The 21,493-nt window shown below is 66.2% G+C and carries 11 protein-coding genes and 2 tRNA genes; 6 read left to right on the top strand and 7 right to left on the bottom strand.

Translation table 11 applies throughout. The features are described 5' to 3' along the window. Window positions 1-240 precede the first annotated feature (240 nt). Window positions 241-329 (bottom strand) — tRNA-Ser (locus EB836_RS09775). A gap of 781 nt (window positions 330-1,110) precedes the next feature. On the opposite strand from EB836_RS09775, the gene EB836_RS09770 reads away from it, so the two are divergent. After that, window positions 1,111-3,174 carry an LCP family protein gene (locus EB836_RS09770; RefSeq protein ID WP_135539885.1) on the top strand — a complete coding sequence of 688 codons (2,064 nt, stop codon included), beginning with the start codon at window positions 1,111-1,113 and terminating at the stop codon, window positions 3,172-3,174. Further along, window positions 3,171-5,327 (top strand): FAD/NAD(P)-binding protein, encoded by a 2,157-nt coding sequence (locus EB836_RS09765; RefSeq protein ID WP_135539883.1) that lies wholly within the window; start codon window positions 3,171-3,173, stop codon window positions 5,325-5,327. Before EB836_RS09770 ends, EB836_RS09765 begins: the two co-directional genes overlap by 4 nt. Window positions 5,328-5,493: 166 nt before the next feature. On the opposite strand, the gene EB836_RS09760 is transcribed toward EB836_RS09765, so the two are convergent. Then, window positions 5,494-7,884: a YhgE/Pip domain-containing protein gene (locus EB836_RS09760; protein WP_135539881.1), complete on the bottom strand. Its 2,391-nt coding sequence runs from the start codon at window positions 7,882-7,884 to the stop codon at window positions 5,494-5,496. Continuing rightward, on the bottom strand, window positions 7,881-10,808 hold the full coding sequence (locus tag EB836_RS09755) for an MMPL family transporter (RefSeq protein ID WP_135539879.1): 2,928 nt from the start codon (window positions 10,806-10,808) through the stop codon (window positions 7,881-7,883). Before EB836_RS09755 ends, EB836_RS09760 begins: the two co-directional genes overlap by 4 nt. Window positions 10,809-10,996: 188 nt before the next feature. Here EB836_RS09755 and EB836_RS09750 point away from each other — a divergent pair, with 188 nt between their 5' ends. Together EB836_RS09750 and EB836_RS09745 are read left to right on the top strand one after the other, a co-directional pair. Continuing rightward, a complete protein-coding gene (locus tag EB836_RS09750; protein WP_135539877.1) occupies window positions 10,997-11,653 on the top strand; it encodes a TetR/AcrR family transcriptional regulator in 657 nt (218 codons plus the stop codon). 169 nt (window positions 11,654-11,822) lie between these two features. Then, window positions 11,823-12,824, top strand: coding sequence for a hypothetical protein (locus tag EB836_RS09745; RefSeq protein WP_135539875.1), 1,002 nt, complete (start codon window positions 11,823-11,825; stop codon window positions 12,822-12,824). A 21-nt stretch (window positions 12,825-12,845) separates the two neighbouring features. On the opposite strand, the gene EB836_RS09740 is transcribed toward EB836_RS09745, so the two are convergent. Together EB836_RS09740 and EB836_RS09735 are read right to left on the bottom strand one after the other, a co-directional pair. After that, the gene (locus tag EB836_RS09740; protein ID WP_135539873.1) at window positions 12,846-14,072 is read right to left on the bottom strand and encodes a C45 family peptidase; all 1,227 of its coding nucleotides are present in this window, start codon (window positions 14,070-14,072) and stop codon (window positions 12,846-12,848) included. 71 nt (window positions 14,073-14,143) lie between these two features. After that, a complete protein-coding gene (locus EB836_RS09735; RefSeq protein ID WP_135539871.1) occupies window positions 14,144-15,271 on the bottom strand; it encodes an MBL fold metallo-hydrolase in 1,128 nt (375 codons plus the stop codon). A gap of 401 nt (window positions 15,272-15,672) precedes the next feature. Between EB836_RS09735 and EB836_RS09730 the strand changes: the two genes are divergently transcribed. Further along, window positions 15,673-17,082: an APC family permease gene (locus EB836_RS09730; RefSeq protein WP_135539869.1), complete on the top strand. Its 1,410-nt coding sequence runs from the start codon at window positions 15,673-15,675 to the stop codon at window positions 17,080-17,082. A 240-nt stretch (window positions 17,083-17,322) separates the two neighbouring features. Here EB836_RS09730 and EB836_RS09725 read toward each other — a convergent pair. Both EB836_RS09725 and EB836_RS09720 read right to left on the bottom strand, forming a co-directional pair. After that, window positions 17,323-17,410 (bottom strand) — tRNA-Ser (locus EB836_RS09725). 152 nt (window positions 17,411-17,562) lie between these two features. Continuing rightward, a complete protein-coding gene (locus EB836_RS09720; RefSeq protein WP_135539867.1) occupies window positions 17,563-19,863 on the bottom strand; it encodes a hypothetical protein in 2,301 nt (766 codons plus the stop codon). 241 nt (window positions 19,864-20,104) lie between these two features. Between EB836_RS09720 and ilvA the strand changes: the two genes are divergently transcribed. After that, on the top strand, window positions 20,105-21,376 hold the full coding sequence (gene ilvA, locus EB836_RS09715; RefSeq protein ID WP_167854421.1) for a threonine ammonia-lyase IlvA: 1,272 nt from the start codon (window positions 20,105-20,107) through the stop codon (window positions 21,374-21,376). The last annotated feature ends 117 nt before the right edge of the window (window positions 21,377-21,493 follow it).

Genomic DNA, 21,493 nt, shown 5'->3' with positions numbered 1-21,493 from the left:
AACCCGACACGGGCCGAGAGGAGACGAATCTTCTCTACGGGACGGGATTCAGCGTCGAGGATGGCAATGGGATCCAGAAGGGCTGGGGCGGCAGAACCCGGTGAGAACCAGCATCGACACGCCCTGCCCATACACACATTTTGGCCTATAACCCGTGGAATCTGGGCGCAAGCGATTCGGCGGGAACGCAAAAACCCCTACACCCGATATCTCATCGGATCGCAGGGGTTCTGCTTAATGCGGAGCCGGTGGGATTTGAACCCACGGTCCCCCTATTGGAGGACTTCACCTTAGCAGGGTGACGCTTTCGGCCGCTCAGCCACGACTCCTTTGCAGTACGGTGATCCGCTCCGGCGAAATGCACGGTGACACACCCTCCAGCACTACAGATAACAGCCTAAGGTAAAGGTGGCATCCAGGGCAAAGCGCGGAGTCGGAGAGTGGGCTTCGTCATAATCCGGTCCACCGCTGAAGCCCGCGAAACCGGGCCGAATGTCCCTTCTGCACTGCTCTCCCACACCGGAATTCCAGCATTCATCAATGTCCGGGCGTAAAATCGGCGTGAAGTGCTTTGCGGTCCGAACTCTTCTTCCCGCGGGAACACCGGTCGATTACCCGACGACGACGGCGATGTTCCCTGCGCCCGAGAGGAGAACGGCGAGCGGGCCGTACTGCACGAGTAGACAGTTCTGAGGAGAAGACAACTTGCCAGAGTTTCCCCCTGACAAGCGCGGACCGCACGGGAGCGACCCCAATTCCCAGACAACTGGTCGTCGGCTCCGCGCCTCCTCTCGCCCCCGCTTCCGTGGAGACACCGCCGCCAGCGACGATCATTCGACACCGCAGTCGAGCTCGCACGCCCGCTCGCAACAGCAGAACTCGCGTCCGTCGATACCCGAGCAGGCAGACTCCCCTCACAGCGCGCATTCCGGCTACAGTGCCGATTCCCGCTACGGCGCCGACGCTTACCGCCGTGACGCGCAACAGCAACCAACTCAGGGAGTCGAGCCCCGCCGGCCCGGCGAGAACTCCGGCCAGGATTCCGCCGCTCGGTCACCGCATGCTCCACCACCGCGCCCGGTAGCTCCGCGCACTCGCCGCGAAGCACGGATGCTGCGCGCTGCCGCCGCCAGCGGAGCTTCAGCAGCCGGAGTCGCCGCCGCAGCGAACTCGAATTCGAACTCGTCCGACGCTTTCGACGCGAACTTCCACCGCAATGCTGCCCACGATGCCCCGCGCACGTTCGCACGCAGCGAATCGGCCACTTCGGCGAGGGATCCCCGTGACTCCGCCCGATCGGACAACTTTTGCACGGAAGACGCGCCGACGACCCGCCGCGATGCACGCGAACGGCACTCCGCCGAATCCCGCGGCCAGGGCCGGAAGAAGGCACCAGCCGCACGATCAACACGCAATGCCGCGGCCGCAGCAGCGGTCGGCGCGGGCAGCACAGCATCCGCTGTCGGAGCATCGTCTGCCGCCAGAAGAGCCGACGACAACGGCCCAACGCACAACGCGAAGCCCGCCGAGCACGGACCGGCACGGGCCCGCCGTCATTCCTCCCGCCTCGGCGAAACCTTCCCCAGCCTCGTCGGTTGGACTTCGCTGAGTACGCTGCTGCCCGGAATCGGACTGCTGCGCACACGATTCCGTCCCGCCGGCCTCGTCGTGTTCGGACTCTTCGTCCTCACTCTCCTCGCCGGGCTCGTGTATCTACTGGTCAAGGGGCCGGTGCGGGCTATCGCCACGGTCGTCGCCAGCCCCTCTCTGCTCAACTTCCTCGCGATCGCCGCCGTGCTCGTGGCCGTGATCTGGATCCTCGTGATGATCGTGTCACACCTCGGGCTGCGCCGCGGGCACAAATACCGGCCCTGGCAGAACAAGATGGCAGGCATCCTCGTCGTCTCCCTGGCCCTCATCATCGGCATCCCGCTGGGCGTCGGCTCCGTCTTCGCACGCGTGCAGTCGGACACTGTGGCCAGCCTCTTCGGTGACAGCACAGGCAAGGCCCACAGCCCCGAGGAGCTCTGGGCGGACAAGCCGTACATCAACGTCTTCCTCATGGGCCGCGACAACGGCGACGACCGTGAGGGCACACGCCCGGACACGATGCTCGTGGCCTCGATCGACACGAAGACCGGCAACGCCGCGCTCATCTCCGTGCCCCGCAACCTCGCGTTCCCGATCTTCCCCGAAGACAGCGAACTCGAAAAGGCCTGGCCAGACGGGTTCCGCCCCTCCGGCGACCCCTCCGAAGACCTCATCAACGCCGTGTGGCAGTGGGGTGAGCAGAACCCCGATAAGATCGGCGACGACCACGGACTCGAACCGGGAATGTGGACGACGATGCAGGCTGTCGAAGGCTCGCTGGGGCTGAAGCTCGACTATTGGGCCGCGGTCGATATGGCCGGGTTCGAAGATGTGGTCGATGCCATCGGCGGAGTCCAGATCGACGTCGAACGCCCCATCCCGATGGGCGGCGGAACGTCGATGTCCGGCGTGAAGAACGAGGTCTACGGTTGGGTCGATCCCGGCCCGCAGGTGCTCAAGGGCAAGGACGCACTGTGGTACGTCCGCTCCCGCGAAGGCAGCGACAACTACGACCGCATGTGCCGTCAGCAGCGCATGCTCAAGACCACGCTCGAACAGATCGATCCGCAGGAGATCGCCACGGCCTATCCGAAGCTCGCGAACTCCGCGACCCGGAACATCGCGACCTCGATTCCGCAGAACGAGATCCCGGCCTTCATCGAGCTCGCCCTGATGATGCAGAAAGGCGACGTCACGACGGTCCAGATCAACAACGATGTCACCCCCACCTACGACCCCGACTTCGATGTCCTCCATAAGTGGATCCTCGGCGAGGTCAAGGGTGCATCGGACGGCGAGGAGACTCCGAAGCCGACGAACGTCGGCAGCAAGTCCCAGGAGTCCGGTGACAGTGCGGATGCGTCCGAGGACACCGCCACCGAGGATGCAGGTGCCGACAGTGCCGAAGCTGCGGACTCCGCCGATGGTGCGACCGAGGAAGGCGGCGCCGAGGCGGCCCCCACCGAAACGACGACGCCGGGTGAGCCCGATGCTGAGGGCAAGTGCTACCCGAAGGGGTACAAGCCCGGTGACGACTTCCCTGGCTACCCCGGCCCTAACGGCGGAACCGGCGAGCAGGGGTGAACGACACCCCACAGACTCCCATCCCCGCGGTCGCGATCATCGGCGTCGGACCGCGCGGTCTCACTGTCCTGGAGAGGCTTGTGGCGTTGGCGGCGAAGCGCTTCGCTGGCAGCTCCGAGACCGCGCTGACTATCCACCTCATCGACCCGTATCCGCCGGGTGCCGGCATCGTGTGGCGCACCGACCAGCCCGAGTCTCTGCTGATGAACACCACCATTGCCGAGCAGACGGTCTTCCCCGACTCCAGTTGCACCTTCCTCGGCCCCGATGATGTGCCGACCGGACCGTCCATGGCCGAGTGGTATGTCGCGGACGGCGGCACCGAACCGCTGCACTCGACGTTCCCCAGCCGCAGCCTCTACGGCCGCTACCTCCGCGATGCCTACCGCCGCATCCGCGGCCACGCACCGGACTTCATCGAGATCGTCGAGCATCCGACGAAGGCCGAATCCGTCATCGACCTGCCCACGATGGATCTCCCGCAATCCGCGCCCGAGGAATTACGGGCCGCGGTCCCCGAGCAGCTCGTGCGTTGCCAGAACGGCACGACGATCGTCGCCAGCGCCGTCGTGCTCGCCGTCGGCCACATCCCCAGTGCCCAGCCGGAGGAGCGCGCCCGCCTCGCGGCGTTCGCCGAGCAGAATGGCGGGCTGTATCTGCCGCAGGGCCTGCCCGCAGAAACCCCCGTCGCCGAGGTGGCCCCCGGTGAGCGTGTCATCGTCCGTGGCATGGGGCTCAACTACTTCGACCTGCAGACCTTGTTCACTCATGAGCGCGACGGTCGCTATCTTCCGCAGCCCGGCGGGCACCTGAAGTATGTGCCCAGCGGAGACGAACCGCGATTGGCGCTGGGATCACGTCGCGGAATCCCGTATCGCAGCAAACCGATCTGTCAGGAGCATCCTCGGCGGGACTGGCCGCTGCGGTATTTCACGAAGGACAATGTCGCGCTGCTCGCCGGACTCGACAACCTCGATGGGGAGCGCAAAGCCGGTGCGCGGTTCAATGACCAGCTGTGGCCGCTCATCCTCGCCGATCTGCGTTTGGCGTACTATCACACGCTCTCCCAGGTCCGTCCCGAAGCGTTCGCCGATGACCCCGGTCAGCTGCGTGAGGCCATCGGCGAGGCCGTGTCACGCCACCTGACCCGACGCACCTGGCAGGAGACCCACCCGCAGGCGGCGGGCGATGCCGGTGCCGCCGAGACCACCGAGGAGACCGCCCGCCAGGGCCGCGTCACTCGCGAAGCCTTCGCCTGGTCGGAGATCGAAGAGGCACTCGTGCCCGATCCTGCCGATCGCATGTCTCTGCACACTCTGCTCAACCCGCTCGAAGGCGAGCTGTTCACCAGTCGCGAACCCGGCGAGCCCGGTTCCCTGCACGAGTGGATGCTCGACTTCCTGCGCACCGACCTGCACAGCTCCCTGGCCGGTCCGACCGGCAGCCCGGAGAAAGCATTGTTCACTGTGCTGTGGCAGTCCCGCCTGCTGCTCAAGGACCTCATCGTCGCCGGTCACATCGATCGGGTGAGCATCGACATGGAGATCCTCGGCTGGTTCGAGGGCTTCGTCTCCGGCATCTGCGATGGGCCTCCCCCACAGCGGATCGCCGAACTCCTTGCCCTCGCCGAGGCGGGAATCGTGTCCTTCATCGGCCCCGATATGCGCATTGAGGAGAACCCGGACGCACTCGAAGCGCGTGAGGCGAACGCCGCTGCGGTATCCGGGACGGCCGCCGATGTGGCGTCCGGGGCGAAAACGCCGGGGCCGCGACCGGAGCTCTTCACGGTCACCTCGGCGCAGGCCGCCGGTGAGATCACGGGCAGTGTCGTCATCGATGCCGCATCCCCGACGAATTCCGTCTCGCGCGCAGCCGATGTCCTGCTGTACGGGATGCTCGAGCGCGGTCAGCTCACCGCAGCACGCTTGACCTTGGACGACGGTCGGGAGAAGTTCCTCAACGGACTCGCGCTCACCCCTCGCCCCTATCGCACGATCGATGTCGAAGGAAACGTCAACCCGCGCCGATTCGCATTGTCCATTCAGCTGTCGTCGAAGCAGTGGGGTCTGGCGATCGCCGCGAACCCCGGCACCGATGCGGCCACACTCAACGACTCACACGCCGTTGCAGAGGCGATCCTCGACCTCCTCTGAAGCCCCGCGGGCTCTCGCCAGACGCCAGACGCCGAGCACTGAACGCGAACAGCCCAGTTTAAGGTGCACAGCCCAGCTTCAAACGTGGGCTATCCAACTCAGACTGGGCTATTCGCAGACCCGCGCCACCGACGCCCCGCGCCACCGACGCCCCGCGCCATGGCGGCTACGCCATTTCCAGGGCGGCTTCGGGCTTCGTGGTCCGGGCCCGGACGATCGCGAGCAGCGACATCACGATGCCGATGACCGCCCAGGCCAGCAGTCCGCCGTAGGCTGCGGCCTGTCCGGTGGTGCCGGCGGCGATCGCGGCGAAGCCGTTCATCGACGGGGTCAGCGGCAGGATCGGTGCCACAAAGTCGAAGAACTGCGGCACCGCGCCGATCGTCCGCCCGGCCACGGCCAGGACCACGGCGATCACCGACAGGAACCGCCCCACTCCGCCGAACCACGCCACGAGGGCGAAGTTGAGGATCATGAACACGATCGCCGAGGCGAAGGTGAGCACCGCGATGTCGAAGCCTTGGACCGCATCGATGTCCATCACGGTCACCGCGAGGATCGAGAGCACGAGCGCCTGCAGCACACCGACGACCACGCCGGGCAGCAGACCTCGGGCCCACACGGCGAGCGAGGGCTTCGTCGACAGCAGGGCCCAGGCCGGAATCGGTTTGAGCACCGTGTACGTGACGAGCCCGCCGATCCACAGGGCGAGCATGATCAGCAGCGCGATCGTCGATCCTGCCAGGACGTTCGTCAGACCATCCGGGCTCGGGGCCTTGATGTTCGCCGAGGCGACCTTCGACAGCTGGTCGCGTTCCGGAGCCGTGTAGGAGGGCACATCGTCCGCTCCGTCCTTGACTCCGTCCGCGAACTTGCTGACACCCTTCGCGTATTTGCCGGTGCCCTTGTCGAGTTCGTCGAGTCCGGCCGCCAGATCGGAGGTGCCTGTCGCGGCCTCGGAGACACCGTCGGTGTACTTGCCGACACCGGTGCTGTACTCGTCGAGCCCCGCGGAGAGCTGCCCGGCTCCGTCGGAGAGCTCTGAAGAACCGTCCGCGAGCTGCCCGACGCCCTTTGACAGGGCCGGCATCCCGTCGGCGAGCTGCTGGTTGCCGTCGGCGACACCGGCGGCACCGTCCCGCAGACCCTGAGAGGCCTTGAGCAGCTTCGGAGCGTTCTTCGAGATGTCCGCCATGCCCTTCGTCAGCTTCCCGAGGCCGTCCTCGAGTCCCTTGACGAACTTGCTCACACCGTCGGAGAGCTCCGATGCGCCGTCAGCGAGTTCATCGGACCCGCCGAGGAGAGAGGCGCCGTCCTTCTCCTGCTCGAGCCCGTCGACGGCGGTGTTGAGTCCACCCGACGTGCCGTTGAGCAGGCCCTGCGCGTAGGCCTGTTCGATGCCCTTGCAGACCTGATCGGGGGTGCCGGTCGGGCACATCTCGGCCCGCGCCTGCTTCGCCTCGGCCGCGGTCATGATGTCCTCCTTCACGAGCCCGTCGAGATCCGGCTTCGCACCGGCCAGCTGATCGGCCTGGTCAGCGCCCTTCTTGAGACCGTCACGGTACTGGTGCAGACCATCGGAGAGGCCGGAGGCCCCCTTGGACACGCCCTGCGCGCCCTTGTCGAGTTTCTTTCCCCCGTCAACGAGGTCGTCGAGTCCGCCTTCGCCGGAGTCACCGGATCCGGCGAAGCCCTTGATGATCTCGTCGATCGACTTCGTGTATTCGTCGACTCCGTCGGAGAGTTCGCCGGAACCGTCGGCGAGCTTCTGGGTGCTGTCGGGAAGTTTCGCTGTCTTCTTGTCGAGTTCGTTCAGGCCTCCGGACAACTGGGAAGCGCCCTTCGACAGCTCTCCGGCACCGTCAGAGAGGTCCGAGGCACCGGTCTTGAGTTCGCCGCCGGACTTGCCCAGCTGTTCCATCCCCGCAGCCAGTTCACCCGCGCCGCTCGCGGACTTGTCCGTGCCTTCCTTGAGTCCTTCGGCGCCCTTGTCGAGTTCCCCGGCGGCGTCGCCGAGGTCCTTCATCTGCTCGCCCATCTCGTTGAAGCCGACGTAGATGTTGTCGAGGTAGGTCTCGGTCATCTTCGTATTGAAGGTCGTGCGGGCCACCTCGGCGACGGAACGGGAGATCTGCGTGTCCAAAGCCGGTACTGTGCCCGAGACATCGACGTCGATCTGCGTCTGGGTCGCCGATTTCGCGTCGTCGACCGAGGTCACTGCGCGGGAGAAGCCTTCGGGGATCGTCAGCTGCGCGGCGTACTTGCCGTCGGACAGCCCCTTCTCAGCCTCGTCTTCGTCGGTGATGACCCAGTGGATGTTGTTCTCATCCTCGCCCACGAGGCCGCTGGTGAGCTGTCGCCCGATCGGCACGGTCTTGCCGTCGACCTTCGCGCCGTCGTCGTTGTTGACGACGGCCGCCTCGATGGTGTCGAGGCGGTCGCCGCTCTTCCAGGTGGCGAGGATGAATCCGGCCGCCACGATGATGGGGATGAGGACCAGGCCGAGGAGGGAGAGCCAGTTCACCGGTCGCTTCGAGTTCGCACGTTCGAGTCTCACGACTGCACGCCTTCCATGTTGGTGCTGTCAGCGGCGTGGGTGTGTTCGCCGCCTGATTCGCTGTCGGTTTCGCCTCGTCCATCGGGCCGAGCTTCGTCGAGGTCGAGGTGAAAGTAGTTCGTGTCGGGGCTGAAGATCCCGGTCACATCGCCGTCGGGCAGGCCGAGGACGACGGTGGTGCCGTCTGCGACGAGCTGCGGCAGGAGGTCGCGCAGGTCGCGTCCGGGTCCGGCCGCGTCCCGTGCTCCTTCGCTCAGGTGCTCGGCACCGTCGATGATGAGCAGGTCCGGCGCCGAGGCGGCCATCCGAGAGATGTCGCGCGGGCTGATCGCCTGGTCGGCTCCGCCTGAAGTGAGGTCGAAGTACGGCACCTGGCGGCGGACCCGTCCGGAGTGTTCGGGCAGGACGTTCTCGCCGATCTTCATCTCTCCGGCCGTGAGCCCGACGCGGCCGGAGACGGCCAGCAGCAGGGCCCTGCGCGCGGCGCCGCTGGCGACGAGGATCTGTCCGGGCCTCAGCGAGATGTCGACGCGGGCGAAGCCGCGCTCCCCCGAATACACGCCGATTCCGCGACCGTAGACCCGGTAGTCCGAGTTCGGCTCCGGCCAATCGCGCAGCGCCACCTCGTGGGCCAGTCCCTCACCTTCGACGTCGAGGCGCGGCAGGATCCGATCGAGCCACTTCGGCAGCCACCAGGCTTTGTCGCCGAGGAGCTGCATGATCGCGGGCACCAGCGACATGCGCACGAGGAACGCGTCGACGAAGATTCCCGAGGCCAGGGCCAGGGCGATGGATTTGATGATCGGCTCACCGGCGGGCACGAAGGCCGCGAAGACGGAGAACATGATGACCGCCGCCGCAGCGACGACCCGCGCCGAGGAGGTGAAGCCGGCTTTGATGGCGTCCTTGGCCGAAGCGCCGTGGACGTAGGCCTCGCGCATCCCGGACACGAGGAAGACCTCGTAGTCCATGGCCAGGCCGAAGAGGATGCCCATGACGATGATCGGCAGGAAGCTGATGACCGGTCCTGTCGAGTCGATGCCCAGCGGTGCGGCGAAGAGTCCGTCGTGAAAGACGAGGACGACCGTTCCGAAGGAGGCGAAGACGGACAGGAGGAACCCGCCTGTGGCCTTGATCGGCACTGCGATCGACCGGAAGACCATCATGAGCAGGATGATGGACAGGCCGACGACGAAGATGCCGAAGGGCAGCAGCGCCTTTCCGAGCTGATCGGAGACGTCGATCTGGATCGCGGTGGCGCCGGTCACGGCGGTGTCGAAGTCGTAGTCGTCCTCGATCTCCGTGCTCAGGTCCCGCAGCCGGTCGACGGTTTCGAGCGTGGCCGGATCGTCGGAGGCGGTGGTCGGGATGATCTGGAACAGCGCGGTCGTGGCATCCCGGTTCGGGGTGGCCATGATGACCTCTTCGACCCCGTCGACCTTCTCGATGCGCTTCTCGATGTCCTCGACATCGTCGAGCGGGTCATCGCTGGTCACGATCTCGCTGGTCATCACCAACGGCCCGTTGTAGCCGGGCCCGAAGTGTTCGTCGATGAGGTCGTACGTCGCCCGGGCGGGCGTTCCCTGCTCCTGGTCGCCCGCGGTGGGCAGTGACAGCTGGAGCTGGGTGGCGGGGATCGCGAAGAGCGCGAGACCGCCGACGATGACGACGATCGTCAGCAGCGGAATCTTCGTCACGACGGCCAGCCACCGTTCGAAGAACCGGTTCATGATCGTCTTCGGGTACGGTTCCCCCGCCTCGGCGCGGGCTTCGTCGGCGATCTCCTCGCGGGTGGCGGAATCGCTCGGCCCCGCCTCGGTGGAGGAGTTCCCCGCCGAGGCGGCGCTGCGTTCGTCTGCCCGCGCCGAGGCGGCGGCGAAGGCCTTCCGGTAGCGCTTCGTCGGCTTCGGCGTGATTCGGGACTTCGCGAGACCGAGGAAGGCCGGGATCATCGTCAGGGAGATGAGCACGGCCACGGCCACGGACCCGGAGGCACCGACGCCCATGATGGTGAGGAAGGGGATGCCGGCCAGGGACAGTCCGAAGAGCGCGATCATCACGGTCATGCCGGCGAAGACGACGGCGGAACCGGCGGTGGCGACGGCACGGCCGGTCGCCTCGAGGGGTGCGTGTCCCTCGGCCAGCAGGTCACGGGCGCGGGAGACGATGAATAGGGCATAGTCGATGCCCACGGCCAGGCCGAGCATGAGCGCGAGCATGATCGACGAGGAGTTGATCGTCGCGAATGCCGTGGCCCCGACGATGAGCAGCACGGAGATGCCGACGCCGATGAGCGCGGTGACCAGCGGCATTCCGGCGGCGCGGAAGGAGCCGAGGGTGAGCAGGAGGACGATGAAGGCGATGACCACGCCGACGCCTTCGACCCAGGAGATCTCGACGCCGGTGATCTGGAAGAGTTCGCCGCCGCCGTCGACCTGTGCCCCGGGCAGGTCGTCGCGCAGCGGTTCGAGGGCGTCGATGAGGTTGTCCCCGGCGTCTTCGCCGACTTCCTGCTGGGTGCCGTCGTATTGGACGGAGATCATCGCCGCCGAGTCGTCCTTGCTGATGGCGCCCTCGACGAGGTCGGAGAACGGGGAGGTCACCGTGTCGACGTGCGGGAGATCTTCGAGCCGCTTGACCTCGTCGCCGATCGCGTCCTTGTACTTCGCATCCGTGACGGAATCGCCTTCGTCCGCGACGACGATGACCGAGGCGGAGACTCCGGCCGCCTCGGGGAAGGTCGACTGCATCGAGTCGAGCGCGGTCTGCGCTTCGGAACCCGGCAGGGTGAAGTCGTCGTCGAAGTCCTTGGCGAAGGCGGCGACCCCGGCTCCGACGAGGACGAAGATGAGCAGCCATGCGGCGATGAATCGCCACGGGGTCTGGTACGCACGGCGGCCCAGGGCGTAGAGGAAAGTTGACACGGAAACCTCGATACAAAAGTGTATTGGATACAGTATTGCATTGTTGTGCAATCCTCACCGTCCACGCAAATGGATTCCAGGAATCGCGAAGATTCCCATCAGATGTTCAGCCGCCGAGGCGGTCGCACAGTCGTCGACGACGACGCCGCGACCGCATCGGCAGACCCGACCCCCGCCCCGAGATGACGATGACAACAGACGAACTCAGCCCCCGCAGACGCCAGACCCGGTCGACCCTCGTCCAGGCCGGGACCTCGGTGTTCGCCGTGCGCGGCATCGACGGCGCCTCGATCGAGGAGATCTGCGAGGCGGGCGGACTGACCCGTGGCGCCTTCTACTCGAACTTCTCCAGCCGTGACGACCTCGTGCTCGCCATCATCGAGATGCGCACCTCGGAGAACCTCGACCGTCTCGATGCGACGATCCGACGGTGGACCGAACAGCTGACTGCCACCACCGAGGTGCCCGAGATCAAGGCGCTGATGACACAGTTCATCGACGACGTCTTCAACGAGAAGAAGCAGACGGTGGCCGAGACCATCACCGAGCAGGAGATCGAGCTCTACTGCCTGCGGGTCCCCCACCTCTACGCCCGCTACCTCGAGCTCAACGCCACTCAGCTCGACCGGCTCGCCGCACTCGTGACCACGGCCCTCGAGGTCGCCGGGGCCACGACGAAGCAGCCGATCGGGGAATTCCTCACCGTCATCATCTCCGTGTTCAACCGGATCGCACTCTCGGCCGCGGCCGGCAAGGAGATGGACGAACACGTCGACATCGACCCGAGCCTCATCGTCGAGGTCCTCATCCACCTCATCGACTTCAGGCCCTGCGAAACCGACTGAGCGCGACACCGGCCGGGCAGCCGAGACGGGGCGGTCGGCCACGGCGAACCGGTCGGCCACGGCGAGCCGGCCGGACGGCCTCGACGGGCAGAGTGACGGGCAGAGTGACGGTCGAAGTCTGACTGCGCACGGACTCAACTCCGTGGCCTGAGGCACTAAGGTGGTTCCCGTGAATGAACTTCAGCGCGAATTTACTGCCTTCATCAACAATATGGACGTCCGCCTCGGCGCGTTCGTCCTCGCCGACCTGCCCGGGACCTTCGAGAAGGAGGACGGGGAGACGGTGAAGTTCCCGAAGGACTTCGGCCCGAAGTCGTTGCCGATGCTCGAACTCTTCGTGCTCTCGAAGTTCCCCAGCACCGAGGCGATCCTCGAAGCGGAGAACCGGCGGTTCTTCGAGGGCCTCATCCGCTACCTCGGCGAGACTTATCTGCGGGCGATCGGCGGGGTCTGGGACCACGACGAGACCACCGGCAGCGGGATGCCGTTCATCCGCCCCGACACCGAGGAGGGCCCGGCCGCCGGTGAGCCGATCCCGCTCGTGGGCATCGTGCTCACGGCCGTCGATCAGCGCAGCGCCGAGGTGTTCACCGCGGTGCTGAACAAGGCCCGAGAGCTCCTCGGAGGGGACGGACTGCCGCGCCGCAAGTGCACGGGACTGTCCCTGGGCATGCTCACGGCCGAGAACTCGAGCGAGGAGGAGGTCGAGTTCCTCTCCCGCTTCATCGGCACCGTCGAACCGGGCATCGCCGCGTGGACGCAGGAGCAGGCCGATCCCGCGTCGTGGGGCTTCGATCGTGAGAGCCTGGCCCGGCTGGGCAAGCAGATCGCGGTCCGCTACGACTCCCCCGAGGACATGATGGACGAGGAGGAGGCCCCGTTCACCGCCGGTGCCATGCGCTTCATCGGCGAGACCATCCGCCGGACATGCTTCGGCCAGTGGCGCTACGGCACCGACCTCGAAGCCGACGATCCGCGCAGCCGCCAGCCCTATGTCCGCTTCGTCATCGGCGACCAGAACCTCGACCTCGTGCCCTGGCGCCTCATCCAGGCGGCCCTGGACGATGCGGACGCAATCGCCTCCGCGCTCGAGGCGGTCATCGAGATGCGCGAGAACGAAGCCGCCGAGGCGAAGTCCGAGACCGACGGCGCAGGCGACGGCGAGGACTGAGCCGCCGCATCGACCGCCGGATCAGAGCTGAAAGCGACGATTTCCGCGCATCCCATCGGCCGGCGATCCGGGGGCGAGGTCGATCTGTCTGCGCGCCGGGTCGATGCGCACGCTCACCAGGGTCGCCGAGCGATTGCCGTAGGCGGCGTCGGGGGCCGGGGTGCAGCACACCGGCGCTTCGCCGGGACCCGTCGTCAGCAGTCTCGTGAGGTCGGCGACGCTCACAGGCGCATCGGCCGCCGTCCCGCTTTCAGCGTTTTCGGCTTCAGCGTTCTCGGCGTCACCGGCAGCGGGCTCAGACTCGCCTACCGCGGGCTCGGGCGGCTCGACGGCGGGCTCGGCCTCGCCAGTCGCGGCGCGGTCGGCTTCGAATCGTGCAACGACCTGCTCGAGGTGCCGGCCGCGCTCCTGTGAGGTCGAGTCCGGGCGCAGCTCGAGCGCCCCGTCGAGCAGATCGGGGTGGAGGAAATGGTTCGTGTGGATGAGGAATCCGCGACCATCTGCTCGACGTTCGCGTTTGGTCTCGCCGGCGATCTCGACCTGGACGGCCGCCTCGGCGGTGATGACGGTGATGATCGATGACGATGAGGTCGGGCTCGAGTGGATGATCTCCAGCGCCTCGGCGAGGGTGCTCGCCCGGCTGAGCACCCGGTTGAGGATCATATGGATGGGCACTCCCCCGGGCCCGTCGCCGGTGTGTTTGAGGATGTTGAGCAGGACCCCGACGCCGGCCTCGTTGAGGCCGATCTTGCCGAGCATCCCGAACTCCGCAATGCCCACATGACGGTGCTGACCAGGCACGGAACCGACATCGTTGATATGCCACAGCGTGGAGAAGTCCGCGGCCCAGTCCCAGTTCTGCGCCGCCACCGAGGCGCCCGGGCTGGTGAAGCTCACGGTCGAACATTCGGTCGGAGCAGCCGCGGCCAGGGTCATGATCTCGGTGCGGGCGATGATCTCCATGAGCTCGGCGACCTCGACGCCGGCGCCCTCGGCCGCGGCGGCGACCTCCTCGGCGTCGGTCGGTGACCATTCCTGCAGGCGAGCGAAACTCGACATCGCCGCGGAGCGCACGTCCGCCTCGGCGATGGAGAGGTGAGCGAAGTACCGCCGATACGCGGCGAGCGTGGAGGCGATCCCGGTGCGCAGCGTCTGTCCGCGTCGGCGACCGCGGTCGATATGATCGGCCGCGCGGACGGTGAAGGTCTCGGGCCGCACGTCGGCGGCGGGGACGAACTGGGTGCTCATGACGGATCCTCCTTCGGTTCCTTCGACCCGGGCACGGGATGTGCGCTCATGTCGGTTCCTGTCGGACCCGGTCAGTCCTGGCCGACGAGCGAGCCGATGCCGAGGTCGATACCGAGATAATGCATGTGTGCGGCGGTTTCGGCAAGGGCGGCGAAGAGGTTGAAGTTGTGCAGACTGTCGAATCCGCGCGACCAGTGCAGGCCCTGTGCGATCGAGAAGACGCTGTGGTCATCGGTGGCCTCCATCCGGGCGCGGATCTCGTCGAGGCGTGCGTGGTGGTGGTCGACGAGCTCTGCCTTGCGGTCGTGGAGTCCGCTGAAGCGGAACCCGTGGGCCGGCAGCACCGCCACCTCCTCGTCGAGTTGGCCGATCTTCTCCAGCGAGCGCAGATAATCGCCGAGGCTGTGCGTGATCGCCCCGCTGTCGAGGCCGATGTTCGGGGTGATCGTCGGCAGCACATGGTCGCCGGAGAACAGCAGATCGTCGTCCTCACGGACGAATACCGAGTGCCCGTAGGTGTGCCCGGGTGTCCACATGGCCCGGACGGTGCCGTCGGACAGGGGCAGTTCGGTGCCGTCGTCGAGGACGTGGACCGTGTCCGGCAGCTGCCGCAGGGCCTGCTGGTAGAAACTCATCGATTCGCCTGTGCGATCCGCATGGGTCGAGCCTGTCGAGCCTGTCGAGCTGTGTGCGGCCTTCGTGCCGCTCGAGCCGACCTGGAGGCTTTCGACCTCGGCCCAGCGGTCCTCGGGGACCCCGTAGGCGCGGGCGATGTTGAGGTTCGGGTTGATCCCGGTACCGAGGTCGACGGCGTTGGTGTAGAAGCGTTTGATCGAGCGCAGGTCCTCACCGTGCATGGCGACCCAGGCGCTGGGATTCTTCGCCAGCAGCGCGGGCACGAGACCGATGTGGTCGCGGTGGTAGTGCGTGATTGCGATGCCGTGGATGTCGCTGACCTTGAAGCCGAGGTCCGCCAGCGCCGAGGTGAGCGCCAGGTACTGGTCCTTGCCGTCCCAGCCCGGGTCGATGAGGACAACCCCGGAGCCGTCGGCGATCGCATAGCAGTAGGTGTAGACGAGCGGGTTGTCCGGGATCGGGACGGGGACGGCCCAGACTCCTTCGGCGACCTTTTCGACCGGGGGCAGAACCCGGTCCTTCCACGCTGCCGACTGTCGGGAACTGAGCGTTTCGATCGCCATACTTCTCTCACACCTCACTGTGGGTCCGTTAAGTCCTATGACTGCAATCTACTCTGTTTCCATCTCGGCCTGAAGGTTCGTTCGATAACTGGGCGGTTCGAGGCCGAGGCGGTGGCCGTGACGACCGGGCGAGTGTCGGGCGCCCTGGGATTGTGACGCCGTCTGCGGCAGGCGGCCGGAACGGTGCAGAACAACCCCGTGAGACTACCGATATCGTTGTGATCTTTGCTGAAAGTCACTGATTCCATCTCAATCGGGCACTTATTATTCGCATATTCATCGTCGACGGTTTCGCAATCAGTACCGAAGACGTTAAGATCATGACGCACATCACTGCCGGGGCGGCGTCGAGGACGACAGGCGCGCACCGGCAGCGGCAAGACTCATTGGGGAGGATTGATATGGCTGCTTCCGGCTCACTGAAGCGCAACCTCGGGCTGTGGTCCATCGTCGGGCTCGGACTCGGATACATGACCCCGACGGTGGTCTTCGATACGTTCGGAATCGTGTCCGGCGAGACCAAGGGAGCAGTACCCTCGGCGTACCTCATCGCTCTCATCGTCATGATCTTCACGGCCTTCAGCTACGGCAAGATGGTCAAGATCTTCCCGACCGCAGGGTCGGCGTACACCTACACCCGCGAGACGATGAATCCGGGCCTCGGCTTCCTCGTCGGGTGGACCTCGCTCATGGACTATCTGCTGCTGCCGATGGTCAACTGCCTCATCGCGCGCCTGTATATGGAGTCGCTCGTCCCCGACGCCCCACCGTGGGTGTGGGTCGTCGTCTACACGGTCGTCATGACCGGCATCGTCACCTCGTCGATGCGCGGCACGGCGAACTTCAACGCCGTTCTGCTCACCTTCGCCGTCACCATGGTCACGCTCTTCTGCATCTTCGCGATCGTCAATCTCACCAACGGTGACGGTGCCGGAGTCGTCTTCAGCCCCGAGCCCTTCGTCCATGAGGGTGTGAGACTCTCCGCCCTGCTCACCGGAGCGACCGTCGTATGCTTCTCGTTCATCGGCTTCGACGCCGTGACGATGTACACGAACGAGGCCAAGCACGTGAACCTCATGCCCAAGGCGATCATGCTCACCGTCATCGCCGGCGGTGCGATCTTCCTCGTCGCCAGCTACTTCGCGCAGCTGCTGTTTCCCGACAATTCGCAGTTCACCATCGTCGATGACCCGCTGCCGGAGATCGGCTTCCTCACCGGCGGCCACGTCTTCCAGGGATTCTTCCTCGCCGCTGCGTTCGCGGCCACGATCGCCTCGGGACTGGCCTCGCATGCCTCCGTGTCTCGCATGCTGCTGGTCATGGGCCGCAATGGTGTGCTGCCGCGGAAGGCCTTCGGCTACATCAACCCGAAGACCCACACCCCGGTGTTCAACATCGTCCTCGTCGGAGCCGTGTGCCTGCTAGCAATGTCGTTCAGCCTCGAGCTCATCTCCGCGCTCATCAACTTCGGTGCGCTCATCGCGTTCACCTTCGTCAATCTCACGGTCATCGCCCACTACGCGTTCCGAACCAAGCAGGTCGTGGATTTCAAGACAACGTTCAACTTCGTCATCATGCCGTCCATCGGCGCGATCCTCACCGGTGTGCTGTGGGTGAGTCTGCACAAGACGGCGCTCATCGGCGGCATCATCTGGCTGACGATCGGCATCATCTACCTGGCTGTGATGACTCGCGGCTTCAGGCGCTCGGTGCGCAGCTTCGACGACCCCGAGGCCGATGCCCAGATGTCCGAGCCCGAGGAGCCCGAGCCTTCCGGGACGCCCCAGCCCGAGGTGCCGGTCGAGGACTGAAGCCGCCAGGTGCCGGCGCCTCGGGGCCGGCGCCTGGGGGCCGGCGCCTCGGGGCCGGCGCCTGGGGGCCGGCGCCTCGGGGCCGGCGCCTGGCCTCCTCGTTCAACAGGGAATCAGGTTATCGATGCGAGGACCTACCGATAACCTGATTCCCTGTTGAACGAGCGGGCCCACTGCCGCCGGATGCAGAAGCCCCCGAGCACTTCGCTGATGCGAGGTGCTCGGGGGCTTCTCACTGGGCGGAAGCGGTGGGATTCGAACCCACGGTGCGGGGTTGCCGCACAACGGTTTTCAAGACCGTCTCCTTCGGCCGCTCGGACACGCTTCCCTCGGTTCTCTGATGCCGGTGACAGCACCGGAGTGAACCCGGCCTGCTCGGCGCGAGGCCGAGCCAGAACAGTTTCTCACAACCGCAACAGCATCTGCCAATTGACCGGGCAGCGCTGGGTCGCAGTCATGGCGCGACAGTATTCGACCTGGTCAGTTCTTCTTCCGCTTCTTCATCCGGTTCCGTTTGCGCTCGGTGCCGAGCAGCTCATCGAACACCGAACTGCCGGCCGAGTTCGAATCCTCGTCCGGCTCCTCTGAGGCTCGGTCGCCGGGTGTGCGGCTGCCGTCGCCGGAATCGTGCGCGCGTTCGTTCCAGGTCTTGCCGAGCTTCGGGGCATTCGTCGGCTTGGCCGGGGGCGACTCGTGGCCGGTGCTGTCCGCGTCCTCGGAGGTGGCTCCGCGAGCCGCGAAGGTTGCGGGCACCCGCTGGACGGGAACCTCCGACTCTTCCTCGTCGACGAATTCCTCGTCGGCGTCGTCCGCGGGCGGGACGACGGCGTGGTCCTCGACATCGTCGATGTCCGAGTCGGCTGTGGCATCAACAGTGTTCTCGGCGGTGTCCGCGACCGGAGCGGCATCCGCCTCGGCATCATCAGCGCCCGAGCTCGCGATCGCCGCCGCTACGGCACCAGACGTTCCCCGGGGCGCGGCAGCGGCCGACTCCGAATCGGCAGTGGTCGTATCGTCGACAGGTGCCGCCGCGGTGAATGCAGCACTCGGCTCGGCGTCGGCGGGCGCAGCGTCGCCGGCGGGAGCGACGTCGGCGAGGGTGTCAGGGGTGCGCTCTTCGTCGATGGGTGTCCTGTCGGTGGGTGCCTCCTCGGCGCGGGACGGCTTGCCCTTGAGCACGAGGGTGAGCGTGGCCAACGGCACGGACAGCCAGTTCGGGCGGTTGCGCAGCTCGGTCACGGTCTCCACGAGGAGGCGGTCGATGAGTGCTGCCCGCAGCACGGGGTCGCCCAGGCCGATGCTCTCGCCACGGGCGCGGGAGTACCCGGACAGCAGCGAATTCTGCACCTGCGAGGCCCACAGGTATTCGGGCGAATCGAAGATCGCGCGCAGGGCCGTCGGATCGTTGCCGAACCCGCTGACCACCAGGGATCCGTCCTCGGAATCGAGCGCATCCGTGCGCTGCAGCCGAGCGAACCCGGCCGCATAGTCGATGCTGCGCAGCAGCGCCACGAGGTCGAAGGCGGCAGGCTTCGGATCCGAATTCGTCGAATCCGTGAACTTCACCACCGAATAGCCGTCCGACGGTGAGCTGACCACATGGTCGAGCGTGAGCTCACCATGAATCTTCTGCAGAGTCCCGATGGTCTCCAGGCCCTGCACCTTCACCCGGTGGGCGCGCAGCTCCGGCACCAGCGAATCCAAGGCCAAAGGTGCCCGGCCGAGCGCCCAGTCGATGCGTTCGACCCACTTCGCAACCAGCTGCTTCGTCGGCTCGCCGGCGCCTTCGACGACGCCGAACTCGGCGGCCATGTCCGTGTGGAGTTCTCCGATGCGCCGGCCCATCTCCGCGGCATGGGCGTTGTACGCACCGATCGATCCCGAATCCACGGCACACACGGTGTTCACGGCTTCCCGCCAAGCCGGTTCGGCCTCGACGTCGACGTGGGAGAGCAGAGCCATCGGCGCCTCCATCTCCTGCACCTCGAACATGTCGTACCAGCGGCCGGACCCCCATCCGATGACCTCAGGCACGCTGCGCGACCCCGCCTCGGTGAGCAGCACGGGAATCGTCAGCGACGACGGCATCCCGTTCTCCAGCACTCGGAAGAATGACAGCTCCAACGGTTCGTATTCGTCATGGATGATGACCGTCGACTTGTGCGCACCGGAGTCCGCGACCTCGATCGGTCGGATCTCCACCGGCAGAACATCGTTCGCCCCTACCTCAAGGTCACCCTTGGCCGGCTTCGGCGGGACCGCCTCGGTGCCGGTGTCCGATGCGGGATTCGCCGAGGCGGCCGCCCCGTTCGCGGTCACCGGGAACGGCGTCGACGCTCGGTCCCGGGCGTCGGCCTTCTCCTGGGAATGGCGCAGGGACTCCGTCGAGAGCTGCCCGCCGTCGAAGACCTTGCGTTTCGTGATGGCATCGGCCATGAGGTTGACGAACACGGGGTCGGCGGCGCCGTCGTAGACATGGACGGTGCCGAGCGCGAGGTCGTCGACGCGGCCGATGAGGGCATGACGCAGGTGGATGTCCTCGGCGCCGCGCAGGGTCAGGGGAATGTTGAGGCGGCGCAGGGTCGGGCCGTCGCCGACGGAGATGACGGTGACGAGGCCGACGAATCCACCGAGCTCCTCGGCGGTGTAGGTGAACGCGCGAGCCACCGACATGGGGGTGATGTCGGGGTCGGAGCCGAAGTCTGCAGCGAGCTTGGGGAACCACGGCTGACGAGGTATCCAGCTGGCTAACAGTTGTTCGAGCTCACTGCTGATGGCCATGACGACTCCTAGGCGGGAATACGGGCACCTTCCATCCAATCATGTTAGGCGGCATTCGCGGATCAGGGCGCACCCGAAACCGTGAAGTCCGTGGCAGATCTGCGGCAGAACTCCGCCGTTATCGGGCGGCCGTGCGGGAGTGCGCGGGGCCGCGCGGGGACCCGCTCGGTGTCCTCATACCGATACGAGTTGCCAAATGGCAAGACTGAAGGCGCACAATAGTCTGGTGGTTGAAACAGACATGGCACCCCAGAAGCTCACACTCGCCGACGAGGTCGAGGCGGCCGCGCTGCGCATTTCCGATTCCGTCATCCTGTCGCCACTTCAGATCTGCGAGCGGCTGACGGCCGCGACCGGTTCGACCGTCTACCTCAAACGTGAGGACCTGCAGCTGGTGCGGTCGTACAAGATCCGTGGGGCCTTCAACTTCATGCTCCAACTCGACTCGGACGAACGAGAGCGCGGCGTCGTGTGCGCCTCGGCCGGAAACCATGCGCAGGGCTTCGCCCGCGCCTGCAAGGAACTCGGCATCCAGGGCACGATCTTCGTGCCCAAGACCACCCCGAAGCAGAAGATCGAACGGGTCCGCCACTTCGGCGGAGAGCAGGTGACGATCGAGATCGCCGGCTCCACCTACGATGACGCCTCCGCCCTGGCCTACCGGTTCGCCGACCGCAATGACGCCCTCCTCGTCTCGGCCTTCGACGACCGTCGGACGATCGCCGGACAGGGCACCGTGGCCGCCGAGATCCAGGCCCAGCTCGAGGCCGACCCCGACTACATCATCGTGCCCGTCGGCGGCGGTGGAGTCATCGCCGGTGTCGCCGCCTATGCGGCCGAGAGGATGCCGAACACGAAGATCATCGGCGCCGAACCCGCTGGGGCCGCCTCGATGATCGCCGCACTCAAGGCCGGCCACCCCGTGACATTGGAGAACATCGACCGCTTCGCCGACGGCACCGCCGTCAAACGCGCCGGCGCACTGACCTTCGACGTGGTGTCCGAACACGGTCTCGACATCCGCCCCGTCGCCGAGGGCGCGGTGGCCACCGAGATGCTCGACATGTACCAGGTCGACGGCATCATCGCCGAACCCTCCGGCGCCCTGGCCTCGGCCGGGATCGGCGGGCCGGATTCGGACAAACCGATCACCATCGAACCCGGTTCGACCGTGGTGTGCCTGGTCTCCGGAGGCAACAACGACATCTCCCGCTACCCGGAGATCCTCGAACGCTCCCTCGTCCACGAGGGCCTCAAGCACTATTTCATCGTCGACTTCCCGCAGGAGCCCGGTGCCCTGCGCCGGTTCCTCAACGAGGTGCTCGGACCCGAGGACGACATTGCGATGTTCGAGTACGTCAAACGCTCCGACCGTGAGACCGGACCCGCCTTCGTCGGCATCCAGCTCGGATACGCCGAAGATCTGCCGAACCTGCTCGAACGGATGGAGGCCTCGTCGATCGAGGTCGAGCGGGTGCACCAGAACTCGCCGATGTTCCGCCTCTTCGCCTAGTCCGCTCGCTGCCACGGAAGGCGATCCCTTCTGGCGCAAGAGCCGCCGCGGGTGGCGATTGCGCCTGAGGCAGGAGGAAACTCTGCCAAACAGTGGTCGCAATCGGACATTTCGCCA

Origin of the sequence: Brevibacterium sp. S111, from assembly GCF_004745075.1 — a bacterium.
Taxonomy (GTDB): Bacteria; Actinomycetota; Actinomycetes; order Actinomycetales; family Brevibacteriaceae; genus Brevibacterium.
The sequence above is the reverse complement of the archived record's forward strand: the minus strand, read 5'-3'. Positions and strand labels throughout refer to the sequence as shown.